Raw genomic sequence first — 17,497 nt, forward strand, 5'->3', positions numbered from 1 at the left:
CCCCTCAATCGACAACGCCCGCGCCTGACGGCACGGGCGGGGATTTGCTGTGCGTCTTTGAGGCGAAGCGCGGGGAACCCCTCTCCCGTAGGGAGAGGGGCAGGGGTGAGGGGTCGGCCGTTCGAAGGTTCAGCGAGCCCTCACCGCCGCGCCGTTGGGTTTTTTACGCAATTGGTCCAACGGCCGACACCTCACCCTGCCCTCTCCTTACAGGAGAGGGTTCTGCCGCGAGGCTCCGCGCCTCCCCACGAGGGGGAGAAGGTTCCCCGCGCCTGTTTCGACGACGCCAGCGCTGTCCACCGCACCGCAACACATAATCCCCTTGCGCCCAGCCCCCATCGGCGCGAACCTGCCGGCACGACCCTCTTCGACGGCCGCCCGACCTTGTCGGGGCGGAGCGACCGCCGCCCGACCGGCGTGGGCGCCCCTCATCCTGTCCCCGCTGGCCTCATGCCGCGCCGGAGCCCGCAGGCTGATCGCCTTGCGTCCTTCGCGGCCAGACCCGAAGGAGGACAACCATGCCCGCACAAGCGCGAACCGAAGGACCGGCGAACGGCGTCAGACGCGCGGGGCCGCGATGCATCGCCATCGTCGGCCCCTTCCAGAGCGGCAAGACGACCTTGCTGGAAAGCATCGTCGAGCGCTGCGGAGGGCTTTCCCGGGCCGGATCGGTCAAGACCGGCAACAGCCTCGGCGATACGGCGCCCGAGGCCCGCGCCCACCAGATGAGCACGGAGCCGAACATCGCCGGCGTCGAGTTCCTCGGCGAGCGCTTCCAGTTCATCGACTGCCCCGGCTCGGTCGAATTCCTGCACGAGATGCGCCATGTCCTCCCCGTGGTCGATGCCGCGGTCGTGGTCTGCGAGGCCGACGACAGGAAGGCGCCGGCGCTCGAACTCGTGCTGCGCGAGCTCGAAGAGGCCGACATCCCGCGCTTCCTGTTCCTGAACAAGATCGACACGGCGGCGCGGCGGGTGCGCGAGACGCTGGCGATCCTGCAGCGGGCCTCGCGGACGCCGCTGCTGCTGCGCCAGATCCCGATCTGGCAGAAGGGCATCGCAGTCGGCTTCATCGACCTCGCTTTGGAGCGGGCCTTCATCTATCGCGAGCATGCGGCAAGCGAGGTTGTGCCGCTCGCGGCGGACGAATCGGAGCGCGAGAAGGACGCCCGTTTCTCGATGCTGGAGACGCTCGCCGATTACGACGACGCGCTGATGGAGGATTTGCTCGGCGACATGGAGCCGCCGCGGGACCGCATCTTCGACGACCTCGCCCGCGAATTGCAGGATCGCCATGTCGTGCCGGTGCTGATCGGCTCGGCCGAGCGCGGCAATGGCGTGACCCGGCTGCTCAAGGCGCTGCGGCACGAGGCGCCGAGCCTGGCCTCGACACGCGGGCGCATTGGTGTCGTCACCGAAGGCGCGCCGCTGGCCCAGGTGATGAAGACCTGGCATTCCAGCCATGGCGGCAAGCTCTCGCTCGCGCGTGTCCTGCGCGGCCGGCTGGCGGAGGGCGATGTCGTGACCTCGTCGGGCGGGGTCGAGACGCGCATCGCCGGCGTGATCGAATTGAAGGGCGCCGAGCAGACGCGAAAGCCGGCGGCCGAGGAGGGCGAGGTCGTGGCCTTCGCCCGGCTGGAGGGCGTGGCGACGGGCGAGTCGATCGCACCCGGCAAGCAGCGCGCCACGCTGGTCAGCGCGATCGCGCCGCCCGAGGCGGTTCATGCGCTCGCCGTCGCGGTGAAGGACCGCAAGGACGATGTCAGGCTGACATCATCCTTGGCGCGGCTCGCCGAGGAGGATCCGGCGCTGAGCGTCGCGCATCTGCCGGAGCTTGGCGAAATGCGCCTGTCGGGCCAGGGCGAGATGCATCTGCGGGTGACGCTGGAACGGCTGTCGGGCCGCTATGGCGTCGCGGTCGAGAGCCGGCCGCCGCAGATCGGCTATCGCGAGACGATCCGCAGCCGCGCCGGGGCGCGCGGGCGGCATCGCAAGCAGAGCGGCGGGCATGGCCAGTATGGCGATGTGGTGCTGGAGGTGTCGGAGCTGCCGCGCGGCGAGGGCATCCGCTTTGTCGACCGCATCGTCGGCGGCGCCGTGCCACGGCAGTACATCGCCTCGGTGGAGGCGGGGGTCCGGGATTTCTGCCGGAATGGGCCGCTCGGCTTTCCGCTGGTCGATCTGGAGGTGACGCTGACCGACGGCTCCTATCACAGCGTCGATTCCTCCGACATGGCCTTCCGCCAGGCGGCCCGGATCGCGATGGCGGAAGCCGTGCCGCAGGCGAAGCCGGTGCTGCTCGAGCCGATCCTGGCGGTCGAGGTGGTGATCCCCTCGGAGGCGATGTCGCGGGCCTCGGCCATCCTCTCGGCCCGTCGCGGCCAGATCCTCGGCTACGACGCGCGGCCGGGCTGGCGTGGCTGGGACCAGATCAACGCGCTCCTGCCGGAGGCGGAGATGGCGGGGCTGATCGTCGAGCTGCGCTCCGCGACCTCGGGCGTGGGTTCCTTCAGCGCGCGCTTCGACCATCTCGCCGAACTCGCGGGCAAACCGGCCGATGCGGTGGTCTCGGCGCATGCCCATGCCCTGGCGCAGGCGCGTTGAGGGCGCTTGCCTAATAAGTTCACATGTAAACCTTTAGGAGGATAAAGATCGGCGGGCGCTTGCGCCCGCCGCCGCTGTTCAGCAGTGTAGGGTTACGAAAAAAGCACCGGCTGACCCGTCACAGGGGCGAAAGCCGGGCGACATGGGAGGACGACCATGACTCCGAGCAGCGCCCTGCAGGCGACGCCCGACGCTCGGCCCTGGCTGGGCCACTACCCGCCGGCGGTGCCGCCGCAGATCGGAGAGGCCGGAACGCTGGCCGATCTGATCGCGGGAGCCTGCGAGACCTATGCCGCGCGGCCGGCCTTCGAGAGCTTCGGCAAGTCGATCAGCTTTGCCGAGACGGGCGCAGCGGCGCGGGCCTTCGCCGCTTGGCTCCAGGCGCGGGGCTGCCAGAAGGGCGATCGCATCGCGCTGATGATGCCGAACATCCTGGCCTATCCGGCTGCGATCTTCGGCGCGCTGCTCGGTGGTTTCACCGTCGTCAACGTCAATCCGCTCTACACGGCGCGCGAGCTCACGCACCAGCTCAACGATTCCGGCGCCCGCGTGCTGGTCGTGATCGAGAACTTCGCCCATGTCGTCGAGGAGGCGAAGCCCCATCTGAAGCTCGACACCATCATCGTCGCGACGGCGGGCGACCTGATGGGCTTCAAGGGGCACATCGTCAATTTCGTCGCGCGCCGGATCAAGAAGGTGGTCAAGCCCTTCGACCTGCCGGGCTTCGTTCCGCTGCGGACGATCCTGGCGGGACCTGACGCGATGGCGCCGGTCACGGTGACGCCCGACGATGTCGCCTTCCTGCAATATACCGGCGGCACGACCGGCATCGCCAAGGGCGCGACGCTGACGCATCGCAACGTCGCCTCCAATGTCGAGCAATGCGGGCTCTGGCTCGGCTGGGCGCTGGAGCCCCCGCTGGGACGCAGCGACTACCAGCATGTCATGGTGACCGCGCTGCCGCTCTACCACATCTTCGCGCTGACCTGCTGCTGCATGTTCATGCTGCGCATCGGCGCCAAGGGGTTGCTGATCGCCAATCCGCGCGACATCTCCGGCTTTGTGAAGACCTTGAAGGCGAGCCGCTTCACCCTGATCTCTGGCGTCAACACGCTCTACAACGCGCTGGCCAACCATCCCGAATTCGCCCAGGTCAATTTCGACGAACTGCGCTTTGCCGTCTCCGGCGGCATGGCCACGCAGGCTGCCGTCGCCAAGCACTGGAAGCAGGTCACCGGCCGGCCGATCATCGAGGGCTACGGCCTGTCGGAGACCTCGCCCGTCGCCTCGATCAACCGGCCCGACATCTCCGAGTTCAGCGGCACCGTCGGCTTCCCGCTGCCCTCGACCGACATTGCCATCCGCGACGCCGAGGGCAACGACTTAGCCATCGGCGAAGCCGGCGAGATCTGCATCCGCGGCCCGCAGGTGATGGTCGGCTACTGGAACCGCCCCGACGAGACCGCCAAGGTGATGACGCCGGACGGATTCTTCCGCAGCGGCGATATCGGCGTCCTGCAGCCGGACGGGCAGGTCCGGATCGTCGACCGGATGAAGGACATGGTTTTGGTCTCGGGCTTCAACGTCTATCCCAACGAGGTCGAGGACGTTCTCGCGATGCATCCCGGCGTGCTGGAATCGGCGGTGATCGGCCTGCCCGACGAGCATTCCGGCGAGGCCGTCACCGCCTTCGTCGTCCGTAAGGACGACATGCTGACGGCCGACGATTTGCGTGCCTTCTGCAAGGAGAGCCTGACCGGCTACAAGGTGCCCAAGCAGATCTTCTTCCGCGAGAGCCTGCCGAAGACCAATGTCGGCAAGGTGTTGCGGCGGGCGCTGCGCGAGGAGGTTGCGAGCAAGGTCTAGCGGCGGGCGATGCGCGGGGCGCCATCGCCTTCGCCTCCCGGCTGGTCTAAGCTCGCCGGGATGAGATCGCGGCCGGGACCCTCCGGTGCGGTCGTGCCTGCGCCAACGGAGAGTGGCTGTTTGCCTCGCCCCCTGCTCGAACTGCCGCTCCTGCGCCGTCTCAAGCCAGGGCTCTATGTTCATGACGACGCCGCGCTGAATGCCGAACCGACGCTCGACCTGCTCCGCGATCCGATCACGCCGGTCGATGCCTTCTTCATCCGCAACAATGGCGACGTGCCGCAGATCGACTCCGGCCGCGACTGGACGCTGACCATCGACGGAGAGGTCGAACGGCCTGCCGTCTGGACCGTTTCCGCGCTGCGCGCGCGCTTCGAGACGGTGACTCTCACAGCCGTGCTCGAATGCGCCGGCAATGGCCGCTCGCAATTCTCGCCGGCGACGGACGGGCTGCCCTGGCGGCTCGGAGCGGTCGGCTGCGCGCGCTGGACCGGCGTGCGGCTGAGGGATGTGCTGGAGCATGCGGGGGTGCGGCCCTCGGCGGTCTATACCGGGCATGATGCGCCCGACCGGCTGATCGCCGATCCGGCGCGGCCGGCGTTGTCGCGCGGATTGCCGATCGCCAAGGCGCTGAGCCCTGAGACGCTGATCGCCTTTGCCATGAATGGCGAGCCGCTGCCGCGCCTGCATGGCGGCCCGTTGCGGATCGTCGCGCCGGGCTTCCCGGGTTCGGCCTGGCAGAAATGGCTCGACCGCATCGCGCTGTGCCCTCACGAGCATGACGGTGCGAAAATGCGCGGCACCGATTACCGGATGCCGACAGAAGCAGTTCGCCCTGGAGAGCCGCTCGACGAGAGCCTGTTTGCTGTGATCACCGACATGCCGGTGAAATCGCTGATCACCGGGCCGGAGCACGGGTTCACGGTCCCGGTCGGCGGGGTTCTCGGCGTATCAGGCTTCGCCTGGAGCGGGGCGGTGGCGCTTGCGGGGGTGCGCGTCTCCTGCGACGGCGGCGCGACCTGGCGCGAGGCCGTACTTGAGGAAGGCGAGGGGCCTTTCGCGTGGCGGCGTTTTACCGCCGATTTTGCGATCGAGAGCCCGGGACCTCTGGCCGTGCTGGCGCAGGCGCGCGATGTCGGAGGGAACGCGCAGCCGCTGGGGATGGAGTGGAATCCGCGAGGCTACTGCAACAATCAGGTGCAGAGGGTCTGCGGCGCGGCGCAAGCCGAGTGAGGATCAGGCCGCCAGCAGCGCCCGCTGGTCCGCCGCGCCAGCCAGGACCTGCACGATCTCACCCGCCGCGATGTCCTGCCCGAAGCGCACCAGCGTGAAATCCTCGGCGCGGCCGGTGTTGCCGCGTTCGGTCAGCACGCTCAGGGGCTTGCCGAGGCGTGCGCCGAGATGCGCCGCATGGGCCGCGGCGGCGGCTTCGCGCAGCCGGCCCGCACGCTCCGAGACGATCTCGCCCTGAAGCTGCGGCATCCGGGCGGCCGGCGTGCCGGGGCGTGCCGAATAGGGGAAGACGTGGACGAAACTCAGCCCGCATTCGACGATGAGGTCGAGCGAACGGGCGAACATCGCCTCGTCCTCGGTCGGGAAACCGGCGATTAGATCGGCGCCGAAGGCGATGTCCGGGCGCAAGGCTCGCATCTCCGCGCAGAAGCGGATCGCGTCGTCGCGGCCATGGCGGCGCTTCATCCGCTTCAGGATCACATCGTCGCCGGCCTGCAGCGAGAGGTGCAGATGTGGCATCAGCCGGGTTTCGGTCGCGATCGCCTCGCGCAAATCGTCATCGACCTCGACGGCGTCGATCGAGGAGAGGCGCAAGCGCGGCAATTCGGGAAGCGCGCGCAGGATTGCGCGGACCAGAAGGCCGAGCGTCGGCGCGCCATCGAGGTCGCGGCCATAGCTCGTCAGATCAACGCCGGTCAGGACGATCTCGCGTGCGCCGGCCTCGCTCAGCGCCCGGCATTGCGCCACCACGCTGTCGATGGGTAGCGAGCGCGAATTGCCGCGGCCGAAGGGAATGACACAGAAGGTGCAGCGATGGTCGCAGCCGTTCTGGACCTGGACGAAGCCGCGCGTCTGGGTGGCCGAGCGCCCATTCTGGACAGCTCCCAGCATGGTTTGCGCCATGATGTCGCCGACGGCGATCTTCTCGGCGGCAGGGCCGCCGGTCGCGGCTGCAAGGCTGTTCGAGCGGGCAAGCGCCGTCCAGGTCGCGCCTTGCATCTTCTCGGCATTGCCGATGACGCGGGCCGTCTCAGGCATCTCCGCGAAGCGACCGGGTTCGATCTGGGCGGCGCAGCCGGTGACGATGACGGGCCGGTCGGGACGTTCGCGCCTGAGCCGGCGGATGGCCTGGCGCGCCTGGCGCGTCGCCTCGGCGGTCACTGCGCAGGAGTTGACGATGGCCATGTCGGCGATGCCGGCTGTCTCAGCCTGGCGCCGGATCGCCTCACCCTCGACGATGTTGAGGCGGCAGCCGAAGGTGACGACCTCCAGGGTCATCAGGCGGCGGTCTCGAACAGCTCGGGCGCGAGCGTGCCCTCCCATTCGAATTCGACCGGGCCGGTCATCAGGACGTGGTCGTCGCTCTCGCGCCATTCGATGGTCAGGTCGCCGCCCGGCAGGCTGACCACGGCCTTGCGGGCCGACAATTCGCGGCGGACGGCGGCAACCAGCGCTGCGCAGGCACCCGAACCGCAGGCCTGGGTGATGCCGGCGCCGCGCTCCCAGACGCGCAGCACGATATGGTCGGGCGCCATCACTGCGGCGAGCTCGATGTTGGCGCGGTCGGGGAAGATCGGGTGGTTTTCGAGCAGCGGGCCGATCTGCGCGAGGTTGAAGCGGTAGGGGTCGTCAACGAAGAAGACGGCGTGCGGATTGCCCACGTTGACGGCGCAGGGCGTGTGCAGGATCGGATCGTCGATCGGGCCGATCTGGAGCTCGAAATGGGCCGTGTCGTGGAAGGGCTCGGCCAGCGGGATGTCCTCCCAGGCGAGCTTGGGCTCGCCCATGTCGACGGTGAAGACGAGGTCGCTCTCGCGCCGCGCCGGCAGCAGGCCGGCCTTGGTCTGCAGGGTCAGCACTGTCTTGCCGGGATCGCCCATCATGGGATCGGCCAGCATCGCCCAGGCGACGCAGCGCGTGCCGTTGCCGCAGGCGCCGGCTTCCGAACCATCGGTGTTGTAGATGCGGATAAGGGCATCGATTCCGGGGACCGGCGCGTCATGCAGGACCATGAGCTGGTCGAAACGGGCGCGGGGCTCGGCAGCGATGGCGCGCGCATCGCTCTCGCTGACGCGCAGCTTCGTTCCGCGCAGATCGAGCACGGTGATCTGGTTGCCGAGACCGTTCATCTTGAGGAACCGGCGATGGGCCAGGGCGTTCATTCTGTCACACATACCCCATGAAGTGCGGCTCTATGACGGAGGCGACGTGAAAAAGCCACCCTTGGCGGCGTTCCTTGGCCTAGGTGGACATTCTATGTTGCGCCGCAAGGGCGCGATTCGCTTTCGTTGGACAGGACCGTGACGATGCGGCATTCCCGGATTGCTGTTGTGGCGCTGGCCGCGCTGTTGGGCACAGCCCTGATCGCCATGGCCCAGACGCGTATCGCCCCACCCACTGCCGTCGAATCCGTGCCGCTGGCGCCTCCGCCGGGAGCGGCGGTTCCCGTTCAGGCTCAGCCGGCGCCGTCCTTGCCCGCGCCTCCCGCGCCGGTGCCGGACGCCGTGCCAGGCCCACAGCCGGTTCAGCCCGCCCCAGCCCCGCAAAGGCCGGTGACGCCCGAGCCCATGCAGCCGGCGCCTGCACCGCAGGTTCCGCTCGATCCGCAGCCGGTCCAACCGCCGCCGACCTTGCCGCCGCCGGGAACGATGCAGCCGGTTCAGCCGCCGAACCTGCAGCAGCAGACGGGGACGACCAACGCCAACGAGACGCTGGCCGGCAAGCGTGGCGATCCGAGCGATGTCGATTCGGTGCTGCTCGTCGCCAAGCCGGTGCTGATGCTGTCGGGCCAGTCGAGCTGGGACGAGGGCTTCAAGCGCCTGAACGAGAGCTTCCGCATCCTGCGCCAGGAGGCCGACAGGGCGCAGCTCCCGATAGCCGGGCGGCCGCTGACGCTCTTCCTGGAGACGGACGACAACGGCTTCCGCTACGAGGCGATGCTGCCGGTCGGCCAGGCCCCGGCCGGAGACCGGAGTTCAAGCTTCGGCAGCGGGGTCAGGCCGGGGCTGTCGCCGGCGGGGCCGTCGCTGCGCTTCGTCCATGTCGCGCCCTATGACGACATCGATTCGACCTATGAGACGATCACGGCCTATCTCGAGGCCAAGAGCATCACCGTGAAGGATGCCTTCCTCGAGGAGTATGTCGGCGAGCTGAGCGACCCGGCCGATCCCAATCTCGAGATCAACGTCTACGTGCAGCCGAAATAGGCAGGGTTTCCATGACAGAACCGTCATGCTCGCCGTTGTGACGAGCATCCACGTCTTGAACACGACCTTCGATCAGAGAAGACGTGGATGGTCGGGACAAGCCCGACCATGACGGGGAGGGCTACACCCCAACACCCTGAGCCGCCGCCTTCGACTCAAGCCGTCCAGCTCAACCCTGGCCGCATCGGCCTGAAGCGCTCCTCAGGCAGGCCGGCCTGCGCCAGTGCTGCAGCCAGGGCCGCCGGCGGGTGCTCGATGCCCTCGTCGGTGAGCTGGAAGGTGCCCCAGTGGTGGCCGATCGCCTGCTCGGCCTTCAGCGCCAGCATCACCTTCACGGCCTCGTCCGGGTTCATGTGGTTGTCGGACATGAACCAGCGCGGCTCATAGGCGCCGATCGGCAGCACGGCCAGGCGGAACGGGCCGTGTTCGGTGCCGAGCCGCTCATAGAGCGAGCCGTCGTGATAGCCGGTGTCGCCGACGTGGAAGACCTTCGTTCCGGCGGTCTCGATGACATAGGAGCACCATAGCGCCATGCGGCGGTCGAAGGCGCCGCGTGCCGACCAGTGATAGCTCGGCACAAGCGTCAAGGAGACGGCATCCGACAGCGCCACGCGGTCCGCCCAGTCATGCGCCTGCGTGCGGGCATCGGGAATGCGGGCCCTGACGATGGTGTCGTTGCCGAGCGGCATGATCATGCGCGGCGCGTCGCGCTTGTGCAGGCGTGCCAGCGTCTCGATGTCGAGATGGTCGTAGTGGTTGTGGGTGATCAGCACCGCATCGATGCGGGGCAGATCGGCGAAGGCGACGCCAGGCTCGTTGACGCGACGCGGGCCGATGAAGGAGAGCGGGCTCGCCCGCTGCGAATAGACCGGGTCGATCAGCAAGTTCAGCCCCGCGACCTGATAGAGAAACGAGGCGTGGCCGAGATGGACGATGCGAACGCCATCGACGCTGGCCGGCGGCTTGTCCTGCTGTGGAGCCGGATAACTCCGCGGAAAGGCCTCGCGCTCGCGCTTCGAGGTCTGCCAGCGGAGTACGTCGGCAAGGCCCTTGGTCACGGGCCGGCCGTCGGTGAACATCACGCCGTCGAAATTCTCGGTGACCGGTCCCTGGTAATAGGGATTGCGGGAACGGGAGATCGCTGCCCAGGCCGCGCCGGTCGAGGCGAGCAGGGCGGGGATCCCGAGGAGGGAGAGCAGCTTGCGGCGGTTCATGCCGGAGAAGATGGGGCGCCGCGAAGTGCGGTCAAGTCCGTCGGCCTTCACGGTCGCTTGACGGCGCTCGCATGCAGCCAGCGTGTCGGCTCGCCATCATAGCCGCCGCCGAGATCTTCCTCGACGGCGAGCGTCCGCCAGTGATCGGCGCCATAGGCGCTCTTGAGCCAGTCGGGCGAAGGATAGTTGTAGTAGCGACCGAACCGGTCGCGGCCCTCCTCGGTTCCGGCCTTGAAGCTGGCGTAGAACACTCCGCCCGGCTTCAGCGCGGCATGGACGCGCAAGAGAATGCCCGGCAGCGCGCTACGCGGGACATGCAGCAGGCAGGCATTGGCCCAGACGCCGTCGAAGGCTTGCTGCGTGTCGAGATCCTCGAACAGCAGAACTGTCACGGGCCTTCCGAGCCGCAGGCTCGCCTGTGCAGCCAGTTCCGGCGAGCCGTCGGTCGGCATCAGGTCAAGCCCGTGCGCCAGCAATTCCACGCTGTCATGACCACCGCCGCAGCCGAGCTCAAGGACGCGCGCCCCGGCGGGCAAAGCGGCGGCGAAGGCCGCGATCCGCTCATGCTCGGCCTCGCGCGCCCGGCCGGCATAGGCTTGCGCCTCGGCGGCATAGAAATCGAGGGTGACGCGATCGCGGCTGCTCATGCGTATCGGCTTCGTCGTCAGCGCGTACTGGTTCGCATGGCGACGGTGGCGATGCCGGCCCCGATCAGCAGGGCGCCACCGGTCTTGTTGATGACGCTGAGTGCACGCGGGCTTTTCACGACATTGCGGGCGCGCGAGGCGACCAGCGCGTAGCCGAAGGCGTTGGCGGCGGCGAGCGTCACGAAGGTCGCCTCGAAGATCAGCATCTGCGTCCAGAAATCAGCCTTCGGATCGAGGAACTGCGGCAGGAAGGCAACGAAGAAAGTGATGCTCTTGGGGTTCAGCGCCGTCACCAGCCAGGCATGGCCGAGCATCTTCAGCGACGAGACGGCATCCTCGCGCGGCTTGGCATCGAGCGTCCCGCCGGCGCGAAACAGCTTGATGCCGAGCCAGATCAGATAGGCCGCGCCGGCCCATTTGAGCGCCGTGAAGACCGTGGCCGAGGTCGCCAGCAAGGCGCCGACGCCCAGCATCGACAGTGTCATCGCGGTGAAATCGCCCAGTGCCACGCCTGCAGCGGTCGGCACCGCCGTGCGCCAGCCCTGGCCGAGCGCATAGGAGACGACGAGCAGGATCGTCGGCCCCGGGATCACGAGCAGGACGGCGGTGGCGGCGGCGAAGGCAGCCCAGGTTTCAAAGGTCATGGTTGGCTCCGGAGTTGGCTGCGGCGAGCCATCCCCAAGGCCGAGGGTTTGTAAAGGGCTCCGTCAAGCGAGGGGACTGTCGTCTCAGCGCGGTCGCGGCAGGTTCGAGCCGAAATAGCCGACCGGTCCGGCCGACATCTCGATGCGTTTTTCCGGCTCGCCTGCGATCACCAGCGCCCACCAGGCGCGGTATTGCGTCTGCGGGTCCTTCGCGAGCGCGATGCCGAAGCGGGTCGCCTCCTTCATCCGCAGATTGGCGTCGTGGCCGGCCGAGGCGCGCCAGCCGGCAAAGGCCTCCTGCGTGGAGTAGTAGCCGCCGCCGAGGTTTTCGGCCGCGCGCGCCGCGTCGAGCCCAGCCGCATGGACGCGCGACGCAAAGCTGCCGCCGGCATCATGCGAGAGCGCATTGCCTGCCGCCATCGCGTCGGCCTGGCGCTGCGCCATGCCGGTCAGCGCCGGATCGAGCCTGACCGGGCCAAGACCCTGGCTGGCGCGGTAAGCGTTGAAGATGCGGTTTGCCTCAGCCGAATCGAGCCTGACCGCGGCGAGGCGCTCAGCGGCGCGCGGATCGAGCGGCGTCGTGCGACGCGGCTCGCCGGCGCAGCCGGCCGCGAGCAGGGCAATGGCGAGCAACGCCAGGCGGGGAATCAGTGGGGTCATCGTCGCCTTTCACGAGAGCAGGCCGACGATGTGCCCCGCGATCCGGGCGCTTCTGCGACAGAAGCCGCGCGTGGCTCAGCCGCGTCCGCCGGCGATGACGCGGCAGAGTGCGTCGCGAACATAGCCTTCCGGCGCGACCTGTCCGGCCTGCACGACGAAGACCGCATCGACGCGGGTCGCCGGTCCGCTCTGGCGAGCCGTGACGCGCAGGGTCTGCGGCCGGCCCGAGCCGCTGGTCTCCTGGATCGCGGCGACGGAGCTCGTGGCGTTGTCGACGCGGATGCCGGCGAAGCCTTCGGCGGCGACTGCGGCGGCGAGATTCTTCAGGACGGCGGCCGGTGCCTTGCCCTTGATCAGGTCCCAGCTGCGATAGGTGATGCCTGTGACCATCGGTACGCCGTCAGCCTTGAAGTTGCCGGGGCAGGCCTGCGCCATTGCCTGGGAGGTGCCCAGAATCACGGCGCCAATTCCGAATAAGCAGCTCTTGATGGCTCTGGCGGTCATTATCGATCTCCGGTTGAGCAGGGCCGATGTGTATAGCGGAGCCGCCAAAGCTCTCAAGTCCCGGGCATTCGACTCCTGGGCATTCGACGGTTGGTTTCGTAGGCTTTCGGGCTGCAACCTTGACTTCCACCACAATCTCCGGCTTTAACCCGGCCATCCGTTTCGCCGACATCGTCGAGACCGCATCAGCCGACCGGGCCGCGCAAGCGCGCTTCATGAGCCCGGAGGTCAACGCCCGACAGCGCGTCTGCGCCCTCGGGCGCGAAACCGTTTGGCGATAGGTCTCCTGATATCGGCTTATTTTGAGCATGAAGTGGGCCGAAAACCGGTTTCCACTTTCGGCTTCATGATCGTAGGCAAGGCAAGCAGGTCCGCATGTTCGGCACGCTCAGCGACAGGCTATCCGGCATCCTCTCGGGGCTGACCCGCAGGGGTTCGCTGACCGAGGAGGACGTCAACGCCGCACTGCGCGAGGTGCGCAAGGCGCTGCTCGAGGCCGATGTCGCGCTCGAAGTGGTGCGCTCCTTCACCGACAAGGTGCGCGAGCGGGCCGTCGGCGCCGAGGTGCTGAAGTCGATCACGCCCGGCCAGCAGGTCATCAAGATCGTCAACGACGCGCTGATCGACATGCTCGGCGGCGAGGGCGAGGGCATCACCTTCGATGCCGTGCCGCCGGTGCCGATCCTGATGGTCGGCCTGCAGGGCTCTGGCAAGACGACCTCGACGGCCAAGATCGCCAAGCGCCTGACCACGCGCGACAAGAAGCGCGTCCTGATGGCCTCGCTTGATACGCGCCGCCCGGCCGCGATGGAGCAGCTTGCCATCCTCGGCAAGCAGGTCGGCGTCGAGACGCTGCCGATCGTGGCGGGCCAGTCCGCCGTGCAGATCGCGCGCCGTGCGGTCGAGGCCGCGAGGCTCGGCGGCTTCGACGTGGTGATGCTCGACACCGCCGGCCGCGTCACGCTCGACGACACGCTGATGGCCGAGGTCGCCGAGGTGAAGGCGGCCACCAATCCCCATGAGGTGCTGCTCGTCGCCGACGCGCTGACGGGTCAGGATGCGGTCAATACAGCGCGCGCCTTCGATGCCCGCGTCGGCCTGACCGGTATCGTGCTGACCCGCATGGACGGCGACGGGCGTGGTGGCGCGGCGCTCTCGATGCGGGCCGTCACCGGCAAGCCGATCAAGCTCGTCGGCACCGGCGAGAAGGTCGATGCGCTGGAGGATTTCCATCCCTCGCGCGTCGCCAACCGTATCCTCGGCATGGGCGACATCGTCGGCCTGGTCGAGCGCGCGGCCGAGACGATCGACGCCGAGCAGGCGCAAGCCGCGACGCAGCGCATGGCCAAGGGGCATTTCGACCTCTCGGACATGCGCATGCAGCTCCAGCAGATGGAGAAGATGGGCGGCATTGGCGGCGTGATGGGCATGCTGCCCGGCATGAAGCAGGCTCAGGCCCAGCTCGCCAGCTCCGGCGTCGGCGACAAGATGTTCAAGCGGATGATCGCCGCGATCGATTCGATGACGCCGGCTGAGCGCCGGAATCCCGACCTGCTCAAGAACAGCCGCAAGAAGCGCATCGCAGCGGGTTCGGGCACGACGCCGGAATCGATCAACAAGCTGCTCAAGATGCATCGCGGCATGGCCGACATGATGAAGCAGATGGCCAAGCAGAAGGGCGGCATGCTCGGCAAGCTCGGCTCGATGTTTGGTCTTGGCGGAGGCGGCCTGCCGGCCGGCATGCCCGATCCGTCGAAGATGGATCCCGCGCAACTTGCCGAGCTCCAGAAGCAGTTCGGCGCGGGCGGCGGTATGCCGGCAATGCCGCCGGGCGGCTTTTCGGGTTTGCCCAAGGGCGTCACGCCGCCTGCCGGCATGATGCCGAAGCTGCCCGGTCTGGGCGGGATGCCGGGCCGGGGTCTTCCGGGGCTGGGGGGCTCCAACCCCTTCGGAGGCAAGAAGAAGTGACCAAGCCCACCGAAATGCGCGTCGGCATGTTCGACGTGTTCAAGCAGGTCAAGGCGCGTCTCGACGACGCCAACCTGTCCTATGAGACGTCGTCCTACCGGGACGACGCCTTCTCGTTCTTCGTGCATGCGCCGGGAGAGTACTGGGAGATCGACGTTCTGGAAGACGGTTCGATCGATCTCGAGATCTTCACCTCGACCGGTATGAAGGATGACCCCTGGGCCGCGATCGACCAGCTGGTCGACGACAACAAGGCATAAGCAAAATCATGAGTTTCAGCGCCGCGGATATGCTGGCCAAGATCTGGTCGATCCAGCAGGCCTTGGAAGATGCGGGTATCGATCACTCGCCCACGATCTACCGGGACGACGCGATTTCCATCGTGGCGAACCCTCCCGGCGAGAAGTGGGAGATCGATGTCTGTGAAGACGGAAGCGTGGACTTCGAGGTGTTCAAGTCGACGTCGATGCAAGGAGAGGCGGAGCTGCTCGCGGCCATCGCCACAGTGAAAACCGAAAACGAAGCTTAAAAGGAAGAACGAGAATGTCCCTCAAGATCCGCCTGACCCGTGGCGGCGCCAAGAAGCGCCCTTACTACCGCATCGTCATCGCCGATGCCCGCGCGCCGCGCGATGGCCGCTTCATCGAGAAGATCGGCTCCTATGATCCGATGAAGGCGAAGGATTCGCCCGAGCGCGTCGTTCTCGATCTCGAGAAGGCCAAGGAGTGGCTCGCCAAGGGCGCCCAGCCGACCGACCGCGTGCTGCGCTTTCTCGACGCCGCCGGCATCTCCAAGCGTCCCGCCCGCAGCAACCCCAATAAGGGTCTCCCGGGCGACAAGGCCAAGGAGCGCGCCGAGAAGAAGGCCGCCAAGAGCGCAGCCCCGGCCGAAGCCGAGGCGTGATGCCAATCGAGACCTGCGATGCCGGTCGTCATGGTCGGGCTTGTCCCGACCATCCACGTCTTCGCTGGTCGCGAGTGGTGTTCAAGACGTGGATGCTCGCCACAAGGGCGAGCATGACGGCGAGAGCGTTCTTGCCCGGTGGTGCACGCCATGGCTGCTGACGACACGCTCGTCCTGCTCGGCGTCATCGGCGCCGCGCATGGCATCAAGGGCGAGGTCCGGATCAAGGCCTTCACCGGTGATCCGCTGGCGATCGCCGAATACGGCCCCCTGTCCGACGAGAAGGGGCGGTTGTTCGAGATCGCCGAGATCCGCCCCGCCAAGGAGGTGGTGGTCGCCCGGCTCAAGGGCATCACCAGCCGCGAGGCGGCCGAAAGCCTCAACGGCGTGCAGCTCTTCGTTGCGCGCGACAAGATTCCGGCGCCCGATGACGAGGACGAGTTCCTGCAGGCCGACCTGATCGGCTGTGCCGTCATCGGGCCTGATGGGGCGACGCTGGGCACCGTCACGGTCGTGGCGAATTATGGTGCCGGCGACCTGCTCGACATCGCGACGCCCGATGGCCGCTCGGTGCTGATGCCCTTCACCAAGGCGTTCGCGCCACGCATCGACATCGCTGCCCGGCGGATCGAGGCGGTTCCGCCCGAGGGGCTGTTCGAGATCGACGATGACGAATGAGACACCTGCCCGCGCCCTGATCTTCGACATGGACGGGACCATCGTCGACAATATGCGCTTTCATGAGAATGCCTGGGGCAAGCTGCTCGCGGCCCATGGCCTGCCCTTCGACGCCGACGAATTTTTCCACCGCACGGCCGGCATGGCCTCCGACGAGATCCTGAGGCCGCTCTTTCCGGCGGCCAGCGCCGACGAGATCACGCGTCTCGGCCACGATAAGGAACTGTTCTACCGCGAGGCCTATCGGCCCCACATCGCCGTCCTGCCTGGCCTGCTCACGCTGATGGCCTGCGCCGACGCGGCCGGCGTGCCGATGGCACTGGCCTCGGCGGCGCCTCCGGGCAATATCGATGTGGTGATCGACACGCTGGGGATGCGCTCGCGCTTCGCGACGATCATCGCGCCAAGCCAGGGCTTTCGCGGCAAGCCGAACCCGGACCTGTTCCTGGGCGCCGCGGAGCGCATGAAGATCGCGCCCGAAGACTGCATCGTCTTCGAGGACGCGCCCAACGGCATCGAGGCGGCGCGCCGTGCCGGCATGCGGGCGGTCGCCATCATGACGATGCTCGACGAGAAGGCCTTCGCCGGCTTCGACAATGTCATCGCCAGCGCGAAGGATTTCACGGCGCTGGACGGGCTGCCGGCGCTGCGCTTCTCTGCGGCATGAGCTTCCGCGCCAGCGTCCTGACCCTCTACCCGGAGATGTTTCCCGGCCCGCTCGGCGTCTCGCTGTCGGGTGAGGCCCTGCGCAAGGGGCTGTGGTCGCTGGAGACGCACCAGATCCGCGATCACGGCATCGGCCGGCACCGCAATGTCGACGACAACCCGGCCGGCGGCGGGGCCGGGATGGTGCTGCGCTGCGACGTGCTGGGCGCGGCGATCGATGCCGCCGTTCCCGCCGGCGACACGCGTCCGCGCCTGCTGATGTCGCCGCGCGGGCGGCCGCTCGCGCAAGCCCAGGTGCGCGACTGGGTGGCGGGCGAGGGCGTCGTCATCGTCTGCGGCCGGTTCGAGGGTGTCGACGAGCGGGTCATCGAGGGGCGGGGGCTGACCGAGGTGTCGATCGGCGACTATATCCTGTCGGGTGGCGAGATGGCGGCGCTGGTGCTGCTCGACGCCTGCGTGCGGCTGATCCCCGGCGTGATGGGCAAGGAGCTTTCGGGGCAGGACGAGAGCTTCGAGAACGGCCTGCTCGAATATCCGCACTACACCCGGCCGCGCGAGTGGGAGGGCAGGGGCCTGCCGGAAGCGCTGCTGTCCGGCGACCATGCCCGCATCGCGAAGTGGCGGCGGGACGAGGCGGAGCGGATCACGCGGGAGCGACGACCGGATTTGCTCAAAGAGCTCTGAGAACCGTCGCACGTCATGCTC

18 protein-coding genes are annotated in these 17,497 nt (G+C 67.9%); 11 read left to right on the plus strand and 7 right to left on the minus strand.

Annotation, left to right across the window (positions count from 1 at the left end):
• Positions 1-518 precede the first annotated feature (518 nt).
• The 3 genes from AC1DYU_RS07890 to AC1DYU_RS07900 all read left to right on the plus strand — a co-directional run bounded on the left by AC1DYU_RS07890 (position 519) and on the right by AC1DYU_RS07900 (position 5,702).
• Positions 519-2,603: an elongation factor G gene (locus AC1DYU_RS07890; protein ID WP_476791140.1), complete on the plus strand. Its 2,085-nt coding sequence runs from the start codon at positions 519-521 to the stop codon at positions 2,601-2,603.
• A 156-nt stretch (positions 2,604-2,759) separates the two neighbouring features.
• Positions 2,760-4,469, plus strand: a complete 1,710-nt coding sequence (locus tag AC1DYU_RS07895) for an AMP-binding protein (RefSeq protein ID WP_476791141.1) — start codon at positions 2,760-2,762, stop codon at positions 4,467-4,469.
• Between the two features lie 120 nt (positions 4,470-4,589).
• Positions 4,590-5,702, plus strand: a complete 1,113-nt coding sequence (locus AC1DYU_RS07900) for a sulfite oxidase (RefSeq protein ID WP_476791142.1) — start codon at positions 4,590-4,592, stop codon at positions 5,700-5,702.
• Positions 5,703-5,705: 3 nt separating this feature from the next.
• Here AC1DYU_RS07900 and mtaB read toward each other — a convergent pair whose 3' ends face one another.
• Together mtaB and dapF are read right to left on the minus strand one after the other, a co-directional pair.
• A complete protein-coding gene (gene mtaB, locus AC1DYU_RS07905; RefSeq protein ID WP_476791143.1) occupies positions 5,706-6,980 on the minus strand; it encodes a tRNA (N(6)-L-threonylcarbamoyladenosine(37)-C(2))-methylthiotransferase MtaB in 1,275 nt (424 codons plus the stop codon).
• Positions 6,980-7,864: a diaminopimelate epimerase gene (gene dapF / locus AC1DYU_RS07910; RefSeq protein WP_476791144.1), complete on the minus strand. Its 885-nt coding sequence runs from the start codon at positions 7,862-7,864 to the stop codon at positions 6,980-6,982. Before dapF ends, mtaB begins: the two co-directional genes overlap by 1 nt.
• 144 nt (positions 7,865-8,008) lie before the next feature.
• Here dapF and AC1DYU_RS07915 point away from each other — a divergent pair, with 144 nt between their 5' ends.
• A complete protein-coding gene (locus AC1DYU_RS07915; protein ID WP_476791318.1) occupies positions 8,009-8,908 on the plus strand; it encodes a GyrI-like domain-containing protein in 900 nt (299 codons plus the stop codon).
• Between the two features lie 155 nt (positions 8,909-9,063).
• Here the strand turns inward: AC1DYU_RS07915 and AC1DYU_RS07920 are convergent, their stop codons facing one another.
• The 5 genes from AC1DYU_RS07920 to AC1DYU_RS07940 form a co-directional block, all read right to left on the minus strand.
• Positions 9,064-10,122: an MBL fold metallo-hydrolase gene (locus AC1DYU_RS07920; RefSeq protein ID WP_476791145.1), complete on the minus strand. Its 1,059-nt coding sequence runs from the start codon at positions 10,120-10,122 to the stop codon at positions 9,064-9,066.
• A gap of 47 nt (positions 10,123-10,169) precedes the next feature.
• The gene (locus tag AC1DYU_RS07925; protein WP_476791146.1) at positions 10,170-10,769 is read right to left on the minus strand and encodes a class I SAM-dependent methyltransferase; all 600 of its coding nucleotides are present in this window, start codon (positions 10,767-10,769) and stop codon (positions 10,170-10,172) included.
• Positions 10,770-10,786: 17 nt separating this feature from the next.
• Entirely contained in the window at positions 10,787-11,413 is a 627-nt protein-coding gene (locus AC1DYU_RS07930; protein WP_476791147.1) for a LysE family translocator, read from the minus strand.
• A gap of 84 nt (positions 11,414-11,497) precedes the next feature.
• Complete coding sequence (locus AC1DYU_RS07935; protein ID WP_476791148.1) at positions 11,498-12,073, minus strand: CAP domain-containing protein; 576 nt, start codon at positions 12,071-12,073, stop codon at positions 11,498-11,500.
• Positions 12,074-12,148: 75 nt separating this feature from the next.
• Positions 12,149-12,577 carry a hypothetical protein gene (locus AC1DYU_RS07940; protein ID WP_476791149.1) on the minus strand — a complete coding sequence of 143 codons (429 nt, stop codon included), beginning with the start codon at positions 12,575-12,577 and terminating at the stop codon, positions 12,149-12,151.
• Positions 12,578-12,952: 375 nt separating this feature from the next.
• Between AC1DYU_RS07940 and ffh the strand changes: the two genes are divergently transcribed.
• The 7 genes from ffh (at position 12,953) to trmD (ending at position 17,476) form a co-directional block, all read left to right on the plus strand.
• Positions 12,953-14,545: a signal recognition particle protein gene (ffh, locus tag AC1DYU_RS07945; protein WP_476791150.1), complete on the plus strand. Its 1,593-nt coding sequence runs from the start codon at positions 12,953-12,955 to the stop codon at positions 14,543-14,545.
• A complete protein-coding gene (locus tag AC1DYU_RS07950) occupies positions 14,542-14,805 on the plus strand; it encodes a hypothetical protein (protein ID WP_103875756.1) in 264 nt (87 codons plus the stop codon). Before ffh ends, AC1DYU_RS07950 begins: the two co-directional genes overlap by 4 nt.
• An 8-nt stretch (positions 14,806-14,813) precedes the next feature.
• Positions 14,814-15,074 (plus strand): hypothetical protein, encoded by a 261-nt coding sequence (locus AC1DYU_RS07955; RefSeq protein WP_476791151.1) that lies wholly within the window; start codon positions 14,814-14,816, stop codon positions 15,072-15,074.
• Positions 15,075-15,088: 14 nt separating this feature from the next.
• Positions 15,089-15,448, plus strand: coding sequence for a 30S ribosomal protein S16 (gene rpsP / locus AC1DYU_RS07960; RefSeq protein WP_476791152.1), 360 nt, complete (start codon positions 15,089-15,091; stop codon positions 15,446-15,448).
• Positions 15,449-15,598: 150 nt separating this feature from the next.
• On the plus strand, positions 15,599-16,126 hold the full coding sequence (gene rimM, locus AC1DYU_RS07965) for a ribosome maturation factor RimM (protein ID WP_476791153.1): 528 nt from the start codon (positions 15,599-15,601) through the stop codon (positions 16,124-16,126).
• Complete coding sequence (locus AC1DYU_RS07970; RefSeq protein ID WP_476791154.1) at positions 16,116-16,793, plus strand: HAD family hydrolase; 678 nt, start codon at positions 16,116-16,118, stop codon at positions 16,791-16,793. The genes rimM and AC1DYU_RS07970 overlap by 11 nt, the downstream gene beginning before the upstream one ends.
• Positions 16,790-17,476: a tRNA (guanosine(37)-N1)-methyltransferase TrmD gene (gene trmD / locus AC1DYU_RS07975; RefSeq protein WP_476791155.1), complete on the plus strand. Its 687-nt coding sequence runs from the start codon at positions 16,790-16,792 to the stop codon at positions 17,474-17,476. Before AC1DYU_RS07970 ends, trmD begins: the two co-directional genes overlap by 4 nt.
• The last annotated feature ends 21 nt before the right edge of the window (positions 17,477-17,497 follow it).

The organism is Allobosea sp. P2_B12, assembly GCF_056404835.1.